This is a genomic window from Herbaspirillum rhizosphaerae (assembly GCF_046025915.1).
In the GTDB taxonomy this organism is placed as follows: Bacteria; Pseudomonadota; Gammaproteobacteria; order Burkholderiales; family Burkholderiaceae_D; genus Herbaspirillum; species Herbaspirillum rhizosphaerae_A.
Window position 1 is genome coordinate 14,514 of the sequence record NZ_JAQQFR010000002.1, and the last position, 17,692, is coordinate 32,205.

The following is a 17,692-nucleotide window of genomic DNA, read 5'->3' on the forward strand; positions in this document are numbered from 1 at the left end:
GTGCTGGTCGAACTGTCAGTGGTGCTGCGTGCTAGAATTTGGCTCACTTGTTTGCCTCCACTATTTTTATATTTTTATGCGCCGGGCACCTTCACAGATGACTCGGCGACTACCGGAAGAGCCCTCTTGAAAGAATTTCCTCCCTCCAAGCTGGTCATCGCTTCGCGCGAAAGCCGCCTCGCCATGTGGCAAGCCGAGCATGTACGCGACCGGTTAGCCGCATTATATCCGCAGTGCAGCATAACTATCCTCGGAATGACCACGCGCGGCGATCAAATCCTCGATCGCACCTTGTCCAAAGTAGGTGGCAAGGGGTTGTTTGTGAAGGAGCTGGAAGTCGCCATGGCCGAGGGCCGCGCCGATCTGGCGGTACATTCGCTCAAGGATGTGCCGATGGAACTGCCGGAAGGTTTTGTGCTGGGCGGCATTCTGGAACGCGAAGATCCTCGCGATGCGTTCGTCTCCAACGACTATGCCGGACTGGATGATCTGCCCGCCGGCGCCGTGGTCGGCACCAGCAGTCTGCGTCGCCAGGCACTGATCGCTGCGCGCTATCCACATCTGGTCATCAAGCCTTTGCGTGGCAATCTCGACACGCGTCTGGGCAAGCTTGATCGCGGCGACTATGCCGCCATCATTCTGGCCGTCGCCGGTCTGAAGCGGCTTGGACTGGAGTCGCGCATCCGCTCGGCGATTTCTCCGGAACAAAGTCTGCCTGCCCCGGGGCAGGGTGCGATGGCGATCGAAATCCTTGCCGACCGTACCGATCTGCAACGCGTGCTGGCCCCGATCAATCATCTTGCGACCGATCGCACCGTAACGGCAGAGCGCACGCTGTCGCGCACTTTCGGCGGCAGTTGCCAGATTCCGCTGGCGGCCTTCGCCACAATCGACGGCGATAAGATGCACATGCGCGCAATGGTCGCCACACCCGACGGCAAGCAGATTGCCGCTGCCGAAGCCAGCGGCCCTGCCGACGCACCCGAAGCGTTGGGCAAACAAGTCGCGAATCTGTTGCAAGCGCAGGGTGCAGAAGCTATTTTGGCCGCATGCAAGGCTGAATCGGCTGGGGCGGAATAGTTATCCCGACTTACCCGATCCCAGAATTCCACTCTGAAAGGAGCGCTGTGGCGGATCTCGGTTCCCGACCGGTCGTGATCACACGTCCATTGGCGCAGGCGCAAGCCTTTGCGGGAGTAGTCGCGGCGACAGGCCGCGAGGTTGTGATCTTTCCTTTGCTGGAAATCGCGCCAGTGGCTGAGACTAGCGAACTGCAAACGGTCTTGTCCTCGCTTGATCAGTACGCCTTGGTCGTGTTTGTGAGTCCGAATGCGATCGATGCGGCTTTTCGCTTCATCCCGGCCTGGCCGAACAATGTCGCCATCGGCATCGTTGGTGAGGGCAGTCGGCTGGCGTTGCAGCGCTACGGCGTGGGCGATGACAACGCGACCATCCATGCGCCGCGTAATAGCGAGCGGATGGATTCGGAAGAGTTGTTCAAGGCACTCGACCTCGACGGCTTGCGCGGCAGGCGTGTGCTGATCGTGCGCGGTCAGGCCGGACGCGATTTTTTAACGGATATGTTGCGAGCCGAACGGGTCACGGTGGAACATGTGACCGCGTATGAGCGTCTGACGCCGCAGATGGACGCAACAAAAATCGCACAATTGCGGGCTTTGATCGACGCCGACAGCGAGTGGATCGTCACCAGTTCCGAAGCATTGCGTAACCTGTTGCAGATCACGACGGATGTACTCGGCGCCGAGTGTGTGGTAAAACTACAACGTAACAAAATGATCGTTTCGCACCAGAGGATCGCTGAAACAGCGCGATCGCTGGCTTTCACCCATGTGACCATGACCGGATCAGGCGACGAACGACTGCTTGCCGCGTTACAATCCCGACCATGAACGAACTGCAATCCTCCCCCGACCAGAACCAGCCGGACGCGAAAGCGGATCCCGGACTGCAGGCGAGCATGGTGCTCCCTTCCTTCACACCTTCGGACAACGGCGTGCTGAAAAAGCGCCTGCGGCTGCTAACTTTTCTCGTTGTCTTGCTGGCCATCGTGCTGGCGGCGCAATGGTGGATGTCGCATTCCGAAATTCGCAGCCTGCGGGAAGAAGTCGCGCGCCGGCTGCAAACCGGCGACGTTGCCAATACCGAAGTCAAAGGCGTGCTGAAGAACGTCCAGGAAAGCACCAAGGAATTACAGGCCAAGGTCAGCGTCCTAGATAGCAAGCAGGCTGAATCGCAAAGCCAGCAACTGGCGCTTGAGCAGCTCTATCAGGATCTCTCCAAAAATCGCGACGACTGGGCCTTGTCTGAAATCGAAGAAGTCTTGTCGACCGCAAGCCAGCAACTGGAACTGGCCGGTAACGTGCAGGGTGCCTTGATCGCACTGGGCAACGCCGACAAGAGCCTTTCGCGCTCGGACAAGCCACAATTCATCGCCATCCGCCGCGCCATCGCGCGCGATCAGGATCGTCTGAAAGCGCTGCCGACCGTTGACGTTCCCGGTATTGCCGTGCGCCTCGACAGCGTCATCGGCCAGATCGACAGCATGCCTTTGCTGTCCGACGAAAAGCCGGTCGTCTCTGTCACCGAGCCGAAGAAGCAACCGGTTCGTCAGGCGCCGAAGCCAAGCAGCAGCGCCAAGCCAAACGGTAAAGGTCAGTCTGTCGATACAGCAGATGCCGCACCCGCCAACGACTGGCTGGCGAATGCACAAGACAAGTGGCAAAGCATCAGCTCGGAGATGTGGACAGAGTTGAAGCAACTGGTTCGCATCCGCAGCGTCGATACGCCTGACGCATTGCTGTTGTCGCCGACCCAGGCTTACTACGCACGTGAAAACCTCAAGCTGCGCTTGCTCAATGCGCGCCTGGCGCTGTTGTCACGCAATGAGTTTGCTTTCCGCAATGACCTGAGTGCAGCACAGGACACGATTGCCAAATACTTCGACACCCGCGCCAAGCAAGTGCAGACCACGCAAGCGCTGTTGAAGCAAGTTCAGGGCAGCAACCTGTCGATCCAGATGCCGACGCTCAGCGAAAGCATCAACGCGGTGCGTAATTACAAAAGCCGGCGTACCAATTAAAGCGGCCTAACAGTTATATGCGAATTCTCCTCTGGCTTCTTACCCTGTTTGCCTCCGCCATCGGCCTGGCGGTAGTGGCACGCTTCAATCCCGGCAATGTGGTGCTGTTCTATCCACCTTACCGGGTTGACCTGTCGCTGAACTTCTTCCTGCTGGCAGTCATTGTTCTGTTCATCGCCTTGTACGTGTTGATCCGTGCGGTGCGTCTGACGCAAAAACTACCTGGCCGCGTGATGGCCTATCGCCGTCAGAAGCGCGAAAACGAAGGCAACAAGGCCTTGCGCGATTCTCTGAAAGCATTCTTCGAAGGCCGCTTCGGTCACGCTGAAAAAGCCGCGACACGCGCCGCCGAATTGCCTGAGAACACAGGTATCGCCGCTTTGGTCGGGGCTCGTGCAGCGCATCGCATGCGCCAGACCGAGCGTCGCGACATCTGGCTGGCCAGTACCGACGGCGACAACGGACTCAAGGCGGCACGCCTGATGACTAGTCTCGAATTGCTGGTTGATGACCACCAGTTCAAAGCCGCGCTGGAAACCGTCGACGAACTTAACGCCAACGGCACGCGCCATATTCAGGCATTGCAATGGGCGCTCAAGGCGAACCAGCAAGCGAAGAACTGGCCTGAAGTGTTGCGTCTGGTGCAGACGCTGGACAAGCGCAACGCGCTGCATCCGGCTCTGTCCAATCGCCTGCGCGAAATGTCTTACGACGCCTTGTTGTCGGATCGTTCTCACGACGCTGAATCGATCCGCCGTCTGTGGGCCGAGGTGCCGAACGCCGATCGTCTCAAGCCTTTCATCGCTGCACGTGCTGCACAGGCTTTCAGCAGCCGCAGCCTGCATGACGAAGCCCGCACCTTGCTGGAGCGTGCACTGGCGGCAGATTGGGATGATCGCCTGATTCGCGCCTATCGCGAGTCGACGGCAGAAGCGGGTTCACCGGCTTTGCTGGCGCAGATCGAGCGTTGCGAATCGTGGCTGGCAAAGCGTCCAACCGATGCCGAACTGGCATTGACGCTGGGTATGTTTTGCTTGCGTCAAAAACTATGGGGCAAGGCGCAACGTCATCTGGAACAGGCCTTGTCAGACGCGTTGGAGCCGCGCACGGTGCGTGAATCGCATCTGAGCCTGGCGCAATTGCACGACGCGCTGGATCAGCATGAACAAGCTGCTGCGCATTACAAACAATGTGCATTGGCCACGGCAATTCGCTAAAACCTCAGCATTAACATTTGTACAAAATCGCCGCTGCATCCTGACCTGGATTCAGCGGCGATTTTTATTGCCCGGCTTCAAGACCGCGTATATTCGGGCCGGATGTTCTGGCTGATGATCTGAATGCCGTTATAATCTCGGCTTTCCCCATTTCTTCATTTCTTTACGAGAAAGCACCATGAGCCTGAATAACGTCCCGTCCGGCCGCGACCTGCCTAACGACTTCAATGTGATCATCGAGATCCCGATGAACGCCGATCCGATCAAGTACGAAGTGGATAAGGATACTGGCGCGATTTTCGTTGATCGCTTCATGGGCACCGCCATGCACTATCCGTGCAACTACGGCTACATCCCGCAAACACTGTCGGAAGACGGCGACCCGGTCGATGTGCTGGTGATCACACCGTTCCCGCTGTTCCCAGGCGTTGTGGTGCGCTGCCGTCCTATCGGCGTGCTGAAGATGACCGACGAATCCGGTATTGACGCCAAGTTGCTGGCAGTGCCGGTCGACAAGGTACTGCCGATTTACACGCACTGGCAAAAGCCGGAAGACATGAACGAACTGCGTCTGAAGCAGATCCAGCATTTCTTTGAACACTACAAGGATCTGGAAAAGGGCAAATGGGTCAAGATCGACGGTTGGGAAGGTCCTGAATCCGCCAAGGCCGAAATCCTGGCTGGCGTCGAAGCCTTCAAGAAGCAACAAGCCAAGTAATTTGGTCTTGCCAATAAAAAGCGCACTCAAGGGTGCGCTTTTTTACGTCCGTGCTGGGCGAATCATCAGGTCTGAGATGCGCTGCGAAACGGATTGCGCTCGTTGAGTTCGCTCAGATAATCGTTGATGCCACCGCCTTCGCGTTCAAGGAAGCGTTCCACCGCATCGGCGAAGGAAGGATGCGCAAGCCAGTGCGCCGACCAGGTTTTTTGCGGCAGAAAGCCGCGTGCCATCTTGTGTTCGCCTTGTGCACCGCCTTCGAACCAGGCGATCTTGTTGGCGATACAAAACTCCAGCGGCTGATAGTAAGCGGTTTCGAAATGCAGGCAAGGGACTTCTTCGAGCGCTCCCCAATAGCGGCCATACAGCGATTGTTGATCATGGACTACCAGCGACGAGGCGATCGCCTTGCCGTCGCGATAGGCAATCGTCAACAGCAGGTGTTGTGGCATATCGGCGGCGATGCGAAGGAAGAAATCCAGGTTCAGATACGGCGTTGAATAGTGGGCCGAATAGGTATGGCGATAGCAACGATGGAAAAAGCGCCAGTCCTTTTCCGTTGCCTCGCCGCCGCTGAAATGGCGGAAAGTCACGCCGGCCTCGGTGACCTTGCGCCGTTCGGCGAGGATATTCTTGCGCTTCTTGCGTTCCAGTGTCGACAGAAACTCGTCGAAGTCGCGGTAGCCCTCGTTATGCCAATGGAATTGCACGCCACTGCGCAGCATGAATCCGGCTTCGGCCAGCGTCGCCGCTTCCGCTTCGGGCGGGTAGAGAATGTGCGTCGACGATGTTTGCGCGGCACTTTGCAATTCGCTTAGAGCATGCACCAGCGCTTGCCGTGCGGTGTCGTCATGGGCCAGAAAACGTCCTCCGCTCACCGGCGTAAAGGGAATCGCGGACAATAACTTTGGGTAATACGGCAAGCCGTGGCGCTCGTAGGCTTCGGCCCACGCCCAGTCGAAGACGTACTCGCCATAGGAGTGATATTTCAGGTAAAGCGGTAGCGCGGCCTTGAGTTGATCGTCTTGCCAAAGCGTCAGGTATTGCGGCTCCCAGCCTGTGTCTTTGGCGGCCGAGCCGCTTTCATGCAATGCATGCAGGAAGGCATAGGATAAAAAGGGCGTCGCGTCCGGCTGCGCCGCGACCAGCGAATCCCACGGGCTTTGGCCAATTTCGGCCAGAGAAGAAATGATTCGCGTGCGATAATGGACTTCTGCGTTCACTGCGTGCAGCTCCCTGGCATCGGTGTTCTGCCTTTGGTCTTCATCATCATTTTCTTACTCATTCTTACCTGCCATCATGTCAGTCAAAGTCGCCATCGCCCAGATCAACAGTACAGTTGGGGATATTTCGGGTAATCGCAACAAAATCGCCGATTTTTCACGTCGTGCCGCGGAGCAGGGCGCCGATATTGTCCTTACGCCTGAATTGTCGCTGGTGGGTTACCCACCTGAAGATCTCTTGCTGCGCCAGGCATTCTACGCAAAAACCGAAGAAGCGTTGCAGGCGCTCGCCGTTGAGCTGGCGCCACTGAAAGACGTGCATGTCGTGGTCGGTCATCCGACGCTCAAAGATGGTGCACGATTCAATTCAGCCTCGATTCTGCTCAACGGCCGCATCACCGGCACTTATAGCAAGCTGGAACTGCCGAATGACAGCGTCTTCGATGAAAAACGCTATTTCACTTCGTCGGAACAGGCGCTGGTATTCGACGTCAAAGGGACTAAGTTCGGTATCAATATTTGCGAGGACACCTGGTTTCCACGTGCCCCCGCATTGGCTAAAGAAGCCGGTGCACAGGTATTGCTGATTCTCAATGGATCACCGTACCACATGAACAAGCAATTGCTGCGCCTGGATGTGATGCGCGCGAATGTGACCAAACAAGGTATGCCGCTGGTATTTGCCAATCTGGTTGGTGGGCAGGATGAACTGATTTTCGACGGCAATTCCTTCGTCATGGACATCGCCGGCGAACTGGTCGCGAGTCTGGCGCACGCAGAAGAAGATCTGCAACTGATCGAGTTTGACGGCGTGCAAATCCGACATCCAAAGATGGCGCCGGCGCTGTCCATCGAAGCACAGGTCTATCAGGCATTGGTGCTGGGTGTACGCGATTATGTCGGCAAGAATGGTTTTCCGAGTGTGTTGATCGGTTTGTCAGGGGGTGTCGATTCCGCGCTGACACTGGCTATCGCGGTTGATGCGCTGGGTGCCGACAAAGTCCGCGCGATCATGATGCCGTCGCCTTACACGGCTGACATTTCATGGCTTGATTCACGTGATATGGTCGAGCGCATCAAGGTTCGCTACGACGAGATTTCCATCAACGATTGCTTCACGGCTTTTCGCAATACCTTGTCTGAAGAATTCAAGGGGCTCAAGGAAGACACGACGGAAGAAAACATTCAGGCGCGCATCCGCGGCACGCTGCTGATGGCGATGTCCAACAAGTATGGTTCCATCGTCCTCACCACCGGCAACAAGAGTGAGATGGCGGTCGGTTACTGCACGCTGTACGGCGACATGGCCGGCGGCTTCGCGGTGATCAAGGATATTGCCAAGACATTGGTGTACCGTTTGTGTGCCTATCGCAACAGTGTTTCGCCTGTGATTCCGGAGCGCATCCTGACGCGTCCGCCTTCGGCCGAGCTGCGTCCTGATCAAAAAGACCAGGATTCGCTGCCGCCGTACGAGGTGCTCGATGGCATCATGCAAATGTACATGGAAGAAAACCGCAGCATTGGCGAAATCGAAGCCGCCGGTTATCGTATGGAAGATATTGAACGCATCACGCGCCTGATCAAGATCAACGAATACAAACGCCGGCAGGCTCCGGTTGGCATTCGTGTGACGCATCGGGCGTTCGGACGCGATTGGCGTTATCCGATCACATCGAGATTTCGTGAGTAATTAGTATTTCAGTACGCGGGGTTTCGGTGCGGGCATTTAAGTGTGCGTGCCAAAAACTTTCATAGATTTAATTCGATTTTTTGCGACATTTTATAAGGAGGGAGTTGTCATGAAGCAAGTCACTGCTATCATCAAACCGTTCAAGTTGGACGAGGTGCGCGAGTCGCTGGCTGAAGTCGGCGTTACTGGCCTCACCGTGACCGAAGTCAAAGGTTTCGGTCGTCAAAAGGGCCACACTGAGCTGTATCGCGGCGCTGAATATGTGGTCGATTTCCTGCCCAAGGTGAAGATTGAAGTTGTCGTCGACAACAGCGTGGTCGAGCCTGTGGTTGACGCCATCATCAAGGCGGCGCGCACCGGCAAGATTGGCGACGGCAAAATCTTCGTTCAGGAAGTTGAACAAGTCATTCGCATCCGTACCGGTGAGACAGGAGCGGAAGCGGTCTAAACCATGAAGGGGAGAGCGCATGCAGGAACGGCATCGAAGTTGGTTGTTTCGAATTTTTCCGGTGCTGTTAGTGTGGTTATTCTCTCCTGCACATGCCGAAACGGGTGTGACCGATACCCGTATTCTGCTTGGGCAGTCTGCGGGACTGTCCGGGCCTACGGCGCAGATGTCGCGGCAACTGCTCATCGGCGCCAAGGTGTATTTCGATAAGATCAACAAGCAGGGCGGCGTGTATGGCCGGCGCATTGAGCTGATCACACGCGACGATAAGTACACGGCTTCTCTCGCTGCCTACAATACCCGTCAACTCATCGAAAGCGAAAAGGTATTCGCCTTGTTCGGTTTTGTTGGTTTGCCGACCAGCCAGGCGGCATTTCCCATCGCCGCCAAAGCCAAAATTCCCTTCTTTGCGCCGATGACCGGCGGCACGTTTCTTCACTCTTCATCCAGTCGCTATCTCTTCACAGTGCGCGCCAGCTATGCTGACGAGTTCGCCTATGCTTTGCACCAACTCAGTTGCGTCGGCTTGCATAAGTTTGCGCTGGTGTATCAACGCGACCAATACGGGATGTCGATCAAGCACACTGCCGAGAGCAAGGCCAAGGCCGAAGCAATCGACCTGATCAGTGTCGATATTGATGCCGATGTGATGAATCTTGAACCGGTCGTCGACAAAATACTTGCTGCGCGCAGCGATGTCGTGATGCTGCTCAGTGGGAACTACCTCATCAGTGCGCGTATCGTCCGGGCTCTGCGTGCCCGGGGATTTCTCGGGCGGTTTTACGGTAGCTCGTTTGTCGGGCATAAAGCCCTGGCAGAAGAGCTTGGCGATCTTGCTCGTGGCATCCTGGTGACGCAGGTGGTGCCGTTTCCGTGGCGCGTCTCCATGCCGTTGGTCGCGGAATATCGCAAAAGCATGTCCGAAGCAGGTTATGAAGACCTGACTTTCAGCAGCCTTGAAGGCTACATCGCCGCGCGCGTGTTGGTGGAAGGTTTGCAGCGGGCGAGCCGCGACCTGACCCGCGAGAAACTGATACGCGCGCTGGAGAGCATCAATGCCCGCAACTACAACGGTGGCGGGCATGCGATCAATTTTTCCCCGCAGAATCATAATGCATCCTCGTACGTGGATATGGCGACCATGACCAGCGGGGCGCGGTTTTTGAACTGAATATTGCGGACGGGCGCATGGGATTTTGTTGATGCGATATACTGTATATTTGTACAGTATATTATATTGAAGGATCGCCATGGCAAAGTCAACTTACCGACCGGTGCCGCTGCAGACGACGCGCACGCTGGAGAGTGCCGGCGAGACGTTTTCGCAGGTATTCGATGCGCGAAAGGGCCGCGGCGCCGTCAGCAATATTCAAGGTCGTTACGAAACCGAACAACGCGTAGGATTTGACGATGGTTGGGGTGCCGGTGAAGAAGATGACGCTGATGGAGAAACTGGTGCGCTGCGTACCATCGTCACGGAAGAAATCGCCAAGACCATCATCAGCCGCAACAAGTCCCCCGACTTGCCTTTCAATGTGTCGCTCAATCCCTACCGTGGTTGTGAGCACGGTTGCGTCTACTGCTTCGCTCGCCCCACGCATGCCTATCTGGGTTTGTCGCCGGGGCTGGATTTTGAGAGCCGGATTTTCGCCAAGGTGAATGCCCCGGAATTGCTGCGCAAGGAGCTGGCAAAGCCGTCTTATGTTGCGGAGACCATCACCGTCGGGATCAATACGGATGCCTACCAGCCCTGCGAGCGCGAGCTGCAGATTACCCGGCGCATTTTGCAGGTACTCGACGAATGCCGTCACCCGGCGGCACTGATCACCAAGTCTTCATTGATAGAGCGCGACGTGGATATTCTTGCGGCGATGGCCTCGCGGCGCCAGGTGATTGCGGCAGTGACCATTGCGACGCTCGATCCGGCACTGGCGCGTAAGCTGGAGCCGCGTGCAGCAACCCCGACACGGCGTCTGCGCGTGATCCGTACCTTGGCCGATGCCGGTATTCCGGTCAGCGTCAGCATTGCACCGATTATTCCCTTTATCAACGAACCTGAATTGGAAAGCATCATCGCGGCTGCTGCTGACGCGGGTGCGCATCGCGCCGGTTATACCGTGTTGCGCTTGCCTTGGGAGGTCAATCCCCTGTTTCAGCAGTGGTTGCTGACGCATTTTCCCGATCGCGCCAATCGCGTGATGAATCGCATTCGCGAGATGCGCGGCGGCAAAGATAACGATTCGGATTTCGCGACACGCATGCGTGGCGAAGGCGTCTGGGCGGATCTGATTCGTCAGCGTTTTGACAAGGCGGTACAGCGCAGCGCCATGCATCAGCGCGGGTGGTTTGACATGCTCGATGCGTCGCAATTCGTTCCACCTGCGCATCCGCCGCGGGCCTCGCTGTCCGGCCAGTTCAATCTCTTCTGATCGCTTCCGGCCGGAAGCAAAGCTTGGTGGGGCGTGCTGCTTATTTTTCGCTGTCCAGATGCGCCATCGCGTAGGCGGCATAGCGATCACCCGCTGCGGCATCGGCTGGAATGGCTTCTTCGATGCGCGCCAGATCCTGTGTTGTCAGTGTGAGCTTCAACGCGCCCAACGATTCGGCCAGACGTTCGGGGCGGCGTGCACCGACCAGCGGCACGATATCGCTGCCCTGCGCCAGCACCCAGGCGATGGCGACCTGTGCCGGCGTGGCCTGCTTGTCGGCGGCAACGGCGCGCAGCACGTCGATCAGGGACAGGTTGTGCTTCAGGTTGTCTCCGGAAAAACGTGGGTTGGTGCTGCGGAAGTCGTTGGCTGCGAGTTGACGCGACGGATCCCAATGGCCGCTGATCAGACCGCGTGACAACACGCCGTAAGCGGTGATGCCGATACCCAGTTCGCGGCAAGTCGGCAAGATGTCTTTTTCAATGCCGCGCGAGATCAGTGAATACTCAATCTGCAAGTCGGCAATGGGATGCACTGCATGCGCGCGGCGCAATGTTTCTGCACCGACTTCAGATAGGCCGATATGGCGAACGCGGCCGGCTTTGACTTCTTCCGCAATGGCGCCGACGGTTTCTTCAATCGGCACATTCGGATCGAGACGTGCAGGGCGGTAGATGTCGATGTGGTCAGTGCCAAGACGGCGCAGCGTATACGCGAGGAAGTTCTTGACCGCGGCCGGACGATTGTCCATTCCGACCCAGTTGCCACCGGCGTCGCGCATAGCGCCGAATTTGACGCTGATTAGCGCATTGTCGCGCTTGCTTCCAGCTTCGCGCAGTGCATCGCGAATCAGCATTTCATTGTGACCCATGCCGTAGAAGTCGCCGGTGTCGAGTAGCGTGATGCCGGCTTCCAGCGCGGCGTGGATGGTGGCGATGCCGTCTTGCTCGTTGGCCGGGCCGTAGAGATCCGACATGCCCATGCAGCCCAGACCGAGCGCCGAGGAGACGAGGCCGTCGCGGCCGAGTGTGCGGTTTTTCATGATATTTCTTCCAGTCAATAAAGTGACGCGCTTGTCTGGCGATATGCCTGAGCGCTTGGATCGTATTATTGGGCTTATTGGTTTTCGAATAAATGGCGTTAAAATGATTTCTTTATTCGAAAATGGATAATTATAAAAATGGACCGTCTTCAGGCTATGGAAGTGTTCGTGCGCGTCGCCGAACTGGGGAGTTTCAGCAAGACTGCCGAGCAGATGGGTTTGCCGGCGGCCACCGTAACCAATGCGATCCAGTCCGTTGAGAAACGCGTGGGCGTGCGCCTTTTGCAGCGAACCACGCGCAAGGTGACGCTGACCGACGATGGCGCCGCCTATCTGGAGCGCTGCCAACGTCTGCTGGCGGAATTTCAGGACGTGGAAAACCTCTTCGACCGCGAACAGCCGCAAGGCATCGTACGCGTGGACTTGCCCGAACGGCTGGCGCACAAGGTGGTGATTCCGCAATTACCGGTGTTCTTTGCCCGTTATCCGGACATCCGATTGAAGCTCAATGCCAGCGATCGCTTCGTCGATCTGGTCGGCGAGGGTGTCGATTGCGTGGTGCGTGTGGGCATCCTCAGCGATTCGACGCTGATCGCCCGCAATATCGGTTCTATGGAGCAGATTACTTACGCGTCGAAAACCTATCTGGATCGTCATGGCCGTCCGCACACGCTGGCGGAGCTGGACAAGCACACGATGATCAATTATTTCTCCAGCCGCACCGGTCGCGATTTGCCGTGGGAGTACATGCAGAACGGTGAGCTCAAAACCTTGAAGCTGCAAGGGCAGGTGTCGGTGGCGAGTTCCGAAGCCTATATGGCATGTTGTCTGGCGGGATTAGGCATCGTGCAGGCGCCGCGCTTTGGCGTGGAGGATTTGCTGGAGCAGGGTGTACTGGAGGAAGTGCTGCCGGCGTTCAAACCGCCGCCTATGCCGGTATCGATCGTGTATTCGCACAACCGGCACTTGTCGCCGCGCGTGCGCGCTTTCGTCGACTGGCTGGCAGAAATGCTGAAAATACGCTGAACTGCCTGGCGCCAACGCAGAGTAACAGAAGCAGCGTCTTTAGCCCGCGTTGGAGGGCGTGCTCGATTGCAGCAACACAACCAGCGCGCCTGAACCGCCGTCAGCCGGACGTGCCTGACAGAAGGCAATGACTTCGTCTTTCTGCGCCAGCCAATTTCGGACTTTTTGTTTCAGCACCGGTTCCTTGTTGACTGAACCGAGTCCCTTGCCGTGGATGATACGCACGCAGCGCTGGCCGCGGCGGCGCGCCTGACGCAGGAATTCGCCGAGTGCTTCCCGTGCTTCATCGCGGCGCAAGCCGTGCAGATCAAGTTGATTCTGAATCACCCAATGACCGCGGCGCAGCTTGCTGAGTACGTCGCTGCCTACACCGGGACGGGCGAAACTCAGGTTTTCATCGCTATTGAGCAGCGTGTCGAAGGTGAACTCGTCGGAAAGCGATTCCATGAGTGCCGCTTGTTCGTCGGCGATGTGATGGCGTGCAATCGGTAACGGCGGCGGTGGCGTGAGGCTGGCTTTTTCACTGGTGCGCAGCGGGGCAACCTTGCCGATACTGTCACGAAAAATGTTGGCCTCTTCGCGCAGGCGCTGTTCGGCACGCAAGCGTTCAGCTTCTTCTTTGGCGCGCAACTCTTCCTGCGCTTGCAAATCCTTGCGCAGGGATCGTAGTGAAGAAAAGTCTTTGAACGTGGTCATGGCGGGACGGACGCTGCGAATGCAATGTAAGCGGGTCAGCCGCAGGAGATGCGGATGATGATTCTCTTGTCGTCGGTATAGAGATTGAGACGCTGCAGATTGTAATCCATGGTGGCAACGTCGTGCGGACCCAACGTTCTCGCACTGCTTGCTCCGGCCTTTGTCTGCGCTTGTTGCTGGAGCTTTTCATCAGCAGGTTTGCCGATCAGGTTTTTGACGGCATCAGCGTTGCAGCCGGAAACAAGCGGGGGCGATGCGCTGCTGGTTTCGGTCGCGGTACAAGCCGACAGTGTCAGCAGCGAGACAAGCACGACGGAATATAGTGGGCGTAGCAGTGGGCGCAACGGCATCGTCTTATCCTTCCTGAAATGAACAAACCGCCCCATGGGCGGCTTGTTCAGTGTTGACGCACTTCAATTCAACTTCAATCCGACTTATTCCAGACCTTCCAGATAACGCTGGGCATCGAGCGCGGCCATACAGCCGGTACCGGCGCTGGTGATGGCTTGGCGATAGATATGATCCTGCACATCGCCGGCAGCGAACACACCATTGATGCTGGTGGCAGTGGCGAAGCCTTCGAGACCGGTACGGGTCTTGATGTAGCCGTTATGCATATCGAGCTGGCCGTCGAAAATGCCGGTGTTCGGCTTGTGGCCGATAGCGATGAACAAACCGTGCAAAGTGATCGGCGTGACGCTGCCGTCTTGTGTCGATTTGATCTTGATGCCGGTCACGCCGCTGTCGTCGCCAATGACTTCATCGAGGGTGTGATGCCATTTGATATCGATCTTGCCTTCAGTGACTTTGTGCAGCAGGCGGTCGATCAGAATAGGCTCGGCGCGGAACTTGTCGCGACGATGGATGATGGTGACCTTGCTGGCGATGTTCGACAGGTACAGTGCTTCTTCCACGGCGGTGTTGCCGCCGCCGACCACGGCGACTTCCTTGCCGCGATAGAAGAAGCCGTCGCAGGTTGCGCAAGCCGACACGCCTTTGCCCATGAAGGCTTCTTCGGAAGGCAGGCCGAGGTATTGCGCCGATGCGCCGGTGGCGATGATCAGGGCATCACAGGTGTACTCGCCGGAGTCGCCGATCAGGCGGAATGGTTTTTCCGACAGTTTGGTCGTGTGGATGTGGTCGAAAATGATTTCAGTATTGAAACGTTCGGCATGCTGCAGCAGACGTTGCATCAGTTCCGGACCTTGCACACCCATCGGGTCGCCCGGCCAGTTTTCGACGTCGGTGGTGGTCATCAGTTGGCCGCCTTGCTCGACGCCGGTGATCAGCACCGGATTGAGGTTGGCGCGCGCTGCGTAGACGGCGGCGCTGTAGCCGGCGGGGCCGGAACCGAGAATCAAAACCTTGGCGTGTTTGGACGTGGTCATAAAGTACTCTTACTCTTAGTGAACTGAACAGAAGTAGACGCAGCAGCAACATAAAGTACATGATGCCGGTCTGCTGAATTTCAATGCAAGGCAAGAAGGCCTGAAGCCGGAAGCCGCTGATGGCTGCCCTTGGCGGCTTATACGGCTTATGTTGCCGTTTGTCCTATATTGCGCTGCAAAACGGTTAAGATTATAGACGAACCGCCGGACCGGCCTGATGGAATTACGCTATCCATTCAATAGGGCCGGAACGGCGCAATCTGCGGGTGATTTCCGCTAGCCGGTTTTCTGGCCGGTAATCGCCGTTACAATGTCGTCTGAGTTTCAAAAATGCATTAGAAGTGCGCCAGATAAAGATTTATGACTAAAACCAGCCAAGCCTACACCCGTACGACCAAAGCCGCCGAAGCGCCGCCGCTGCCCAGCAGGCTGGTACGCCTGCTCTACGAAGCACGCTGGCTGGCCATGGCGACTTTGCTTGCCTACCTTGCCATCATCCTGCTGACTTATTCGCGCAACGACCCCGGTTGGTCGGTGGCCAATACCGTGCCCCATCTGCACAACTGGGGCGGCCGTATCGGCGCCTGGCTGGCGGATCTGATGCTTTATATTTTTGGCATGTCGGCATGGTGGTGGTGCGTGCTGCTGGCGCATTCCATCTGGCGCAGCTACCGCAAACTTGCGAATCGCTTTCTGGTGCAGAAGCAGGCAGAGCCTGAGCATCATCAGGAAGGCTTGATCCGTGCTATCGGCTTTGTGTTTCTGCTGGCCGGCAGTCTTGGTATCGAATACATGCGCATGTATTCGATGAAGGCGCCAATGCCGCGAGCACCGGGCGGTGTGCTGGGTGAAATGATCGGCAGCGCGGCGCAATCGTCGCTGGGCTTTACCGGTGCGACGCTGCTGTTGCTGCTGTTGTTCGGACTGGGCTTCAGCCTGTTCTTCCATGTGTCCTGGCTGGCCGCGGTGGAACGCATTGGCGGTGCCATCGAAGACGGTATTTTCTGGGTTCGTAATTTTTATTCTGCGCGCGAAGACCGCAAGGTCGGCCACGTTGCCGCCGTCAAGCGGGAAGAGGTCGTGGTGCAGGAACGCGCTAAGATCGTCGAAGCGCCCCCGATCCGTATCGAGCCGCAAGTCGTGGCCGTAGTCAAATCGGAACGCATCGAGAAAGAACGCCAGACCAGCCTGTTCCAGGATATCGATTCCAGCCTGCCGCCGTTGTCGCTGCTGGATGAGGCGCCGCCGGCACAGCAGACGGTCACGGTTGAAACATTGGAATTCACCAGCCGTCTGATCGAGAAAAAGCTCTCCGACTTCGGCGTCGAAGTGAAGGTCGTCGCGGCCTATCCCGGCCCGGTGATTACACGCTACGAAATTGAACCTGCCACCGGCGTCAAGGGCAGCCAGATCGTCGGCCTGGCGCGCGACCTGGCGCGGTCGTTGTCGCTGACATCGATCCGCGTGGTGGAAGTCATCCAGGGCAAGAATTTCATGGGTCTGGAGTTGCCTAACCCCAAGCGCCAGATCGTGCGCCTGACCGAAATTCTCGGCTCCAAGGTTTATAACGACAGTCATTCCAGTCTGACGATTGCGCTCGGCAAAGATATCGCCGGCAACCCTGTGGTGGCCGATCTCGCCAAGATGCCCCACTTGCTGGTTGCGGGTACGACCGGTTCCGGTAAGTCGGTGGGTATCAATGCCACGATCCTGTCGCTGCTGTATAAATCGACGCCGAAACAGGTACGCCTGATTCTGATCGATCCGAAGATGCTGGAACTCTCGATCTACGAAGGCATCCCGCATCTGCTGGCGCCGGTCGTGACCGACATGCGCCAGGCCGGCCATGCGCTCAACTGGGCTGTGGCCGAGATGGAGCGTCGCTACAAACGCATGTCCAAGCTGGGCGTACGTAACCTGGCCGGTTACAACCAGAAAATTGCCGACGCCGAAAAGCGCGGCGAAAAGATCCCCAATCCATTCAGCCTGACGCCTGACGCACCGGAGCCGCTGGAGCAGCTCGAAACCATCGTCATCATCATCGACGAATTGGCCGACCTGATGATGGTGGTTGGCAAGAAGGTGGAAGAACTGATCGCCCGTATCGCACAAAAGGCACGTGCCGCCGGCATCCACTTGATTCTGGCCACGCAGCGTCCTTCGGTTGACGTCATCACCGGCCTGATCAAGGCCAACGTGCCGACGCGGATTGCTTTCCAGGTCAGCAGCAAGATCGACTCGCGCACGATTCTCGACCAGATGGGCGCGGAGGCGCTGCTCGGCATGGGCGACATGCTGTACATGCCTCCGGGGACAGGCCTGCCGATCCGCGTGCATGGCGCCTTTGTTTCCGATGAAGAGGTCCACCGCGTGGTTGACCATCTGAAAGAGCAGGGGGAACCGAATTACATCGAGGGCATCCTAGAAGGAGGCGTTGCCGACGATGCCGAAGGGGCAATCGGCGGTGGCGCTGCGGGCGGCAGTGAAGGCGATGAACTCTACGATCAGGCCGTTGCTGTCGTGCTGAAAAACCGCCGGGCATCGATTTCTCTGGTGCAACGTCATTTGCGCATCGGTTACAACCGCGCGGCGCGTCTGCTGGAGCAGATGGAGCAAAGCGGTCTGGTATCGACCATGCAATCGAACGGCAATCGCGAAATCCTCGTGCCGGCAGGAAATACCTCGGAATAATCTATGCAAACAACAAGACAAGAA

The 17,692-nt window shown here is 57.3% G+C and carries 16 protein-coding genes; 11 read left to right on the forward strand and 5 right to left on the reverse strand.

Annotated elements, in window-relative coordinates; all coding sequences use genetic code 11:
- The first annotated feature begins 126 nt into the window (after positions 1–126).
- From hemC to ppa, 5 genes are all read left to right on the forward strand, one after another.
- Positions 127–1,080 (forward strand): hydroxymethylbilane synthase, encoded by a 954-nt coding sequence (hemC, locus tag PQR63_RS02555; RefSeq protein ID WP_408165406.1) that lies wholly within the window; start codon positions 127–129, stop codon positions 1,078–1,080.
- A 47-nt stretch (positions 1,081–1,127) separates the two neighbouring features.
- Positions 1,128–1,910, forward strand: coding sequence for a uroporphyrinogen-III synthase (locus PQR63_RS02560; protein WP_408165408.1), 783 nt, complete (start codon positions 1,128–1,130; stop codon positions 1,908–1,910).
- Positions 1,907–3,100, forward strand: coding sequence for a uroporphyrinogen-III C-methyltransferase (locus PQR63_RS02565; RefSeq protein ID WP_408165410.1), 1,194 nt, complete (start codon positions 1,907–1,909; stop codon positions 3,098–3,100). Before PQR63_RS02560 ends, PQR63_RS02565 begins: the two co-directional genes overlap by 4 nt.
- 17 nt (positions 3,101–3,117) lie before the next feature.
- Positions 3,118–4,317, forward strand: a complete 1,200-nt coding sequence (locus tag PQR63_RS02570) for a heme biosynthesis protein HemY (RefSeq protein WP_408165412.1) — start codon at positions 3,118–3,120, stop codon at positions 4,315–4,317.
- Positions 4,318–4,495: 178 nt separating this feature from the next.
- Positions 4,496–5,035: an inorganic diphosphatase gene (gene ppa, locus PQR63_RS02575; protein WP_094564749.1), complete on the forward strand. Its 540-nt coding sequence runs from the start codon at positions 4,496–4,498 to the stop codon at positions 5,033–5,035.
- Between the two features lie 65 nt (positions 5,036–5,100).
- Here the strand turns inward: ppa and PQR63_RS02580 are convergent, their stop codons facing one another.
- Complete coding sequence (locus PQR63_RS02580) at positions 5,101–6,258, reverse strand: GNAT family N-acetyltransferase (RefSeq protein WP_408165414.1); 1,158 nt, start codon at positions 6,256–6,258, stop codon at positions 5,101–5,103.
- A 76-nt stretch (positions 6,259–6,334) separates the two neighbouring features.
- On the opposite strand from PQR63_RS02580, the gene PQR63_RS02585 reads away from it, so the two are divergent.
- The 4 genes from PQR63_RS02585 (at position 6,335) to PQR63_RS02600 (ending at position 10,825) form a co-directional block, all read left to right on the forward strand.
- The gene (locus PQR63_RS02585) at positions 6,335–7,948 is read left to right on the forward strand and encodes an NAD+ synthase (protein ID WP_408165416.1); all 1,614 of its coding nucleotides are present in this window, start codon (positions 6,335–6,337) and stop codon (positions 7,946–7,948) included.
- A 109-nt stretch (positions 7,949–8,057) separates the two neighbouring features.
- Complete coding sequence (locus PQR63_RS02590) at positions 8,058–8,396, forward strand: P-II family nitrogen regulator (protein WP_007881397.1); 339 nt, start codon at positions 8,058–8,060, stop codon at positions 8,394–8,396.
- Between the two features lie 106 nt (positions 8,397–8,502).
- Positions 8,503–9,567, forward strand: a complete 1,065-nt coding sequence (locus PQR63_RS02595) for an ABC transporter substrate-binding protein (protein ID WP_408165418.1) — start codon at positions 8,503–8,505, stop codon at positions 9,565–9,567.
- Positions 9,568–9,646: 79 nt separating this feature from the next.
- On the forward strand, positions 9,647–10,825 hold the full coding sequence (locus tag PQR63_RS02600; RefSeq protein ID WP_408165420.1) for a PA0069 family radical SAM protein: 1,179 nt from the start codon (positions 9,647–9,649) through the stop codon (positions 10,823–10,825).
- A gap of 40 nt (positions 10,826–10,865) precedes the next feature.
- On the opposite strand, the gene PQR63_RS02605 is transcribed toward PQR63_RS02600, so the two are convergent.
- Positions 10,866–11,867 carry an aldo/keto reductase gene (locus PQR63_RS02605; protein WP_408165422.1) on the reverse strand — a complete coding sequence of 334 codons (1,002 nt, stop codon included), beginning with the start codon at positions 11,865–11,867 and terminating at the stop codon, positions 10,866–10,868.
- A gap of 138 nt (positions 11,868–12,005) precedes the next feature.
- On the opposite strand from PQR63_RS02605, the gene PQR63_RS02610 reads away from it, so the two are divergent.
- Positions 12,006–12,893, forward strand: a complete 888-nt coding sequence (locus PQR63_RS02610) for a LysR family transcriptional regulator (protein WP_408165423.1) — start codon at positions 12,006–12,008, stop codon at positions 12,891–12,893.
- Positions 12,894–12,932: 39 nt separating this feature from the next.
- On the opposite strand, the gene PQR63_RS02615 is transcribed toward PQR63_RS02610, so the two are convergent.
- From PQR63_RS02615 to trxB, 3 genes are all read right to left on the reverse strand, one after another.
- Entirely contained in the window at positions 12,933–13,589 is a 657-nt protein-coding gene (locus tag PQR63_RS02615; protein ID WP_408165425.1) for a Smr/MutS family protein, read from the reverse strand.
- A gap of 35 nt (positions 13,590–13,624) precedes the next feature.
- A complete protein-coding gene (locus PQR63_RS02620; protein ID WP_408165427.1) occupies positions 13,625–13,939 on the reverse strand; it encodes an I78 family peptidase inhibitor in 315 nt (104 codons plus the stop codon).
- An 84-nt stretch (positions 13,940–14,023) separates the two neighbouring features.
- Positions 14,024–14,977 (reverse strand): thioredoxin-disulfide reductase, encoded by a 954-nt coding sequence (gene trxB, locus PQR63_RS02625; RefSeq protein WP_094564740.1) that lies wholly within the window; start codon positions 14,975–14,977, stop codon positions 14,024–14,026.
- 360 nt (positions 14,978–15,337) lie between these two features.
- Here trxB and PQR63_RS02630 point away from each other — a divergent pair, with 360 nt between their 5' ends.
- Positions 15,338–17,668, forward strand: a complete 2,331-nt coding sequence (locus PQR63_RS02630) for a DNA translocase FtsK (protein ID WP_408165429.1) — start codon at positions 15,338–15,340, stop codon at positions 17,666–17,668.
- Positions 17,669–17,692 lie beyond the last annotated feature (24 nt).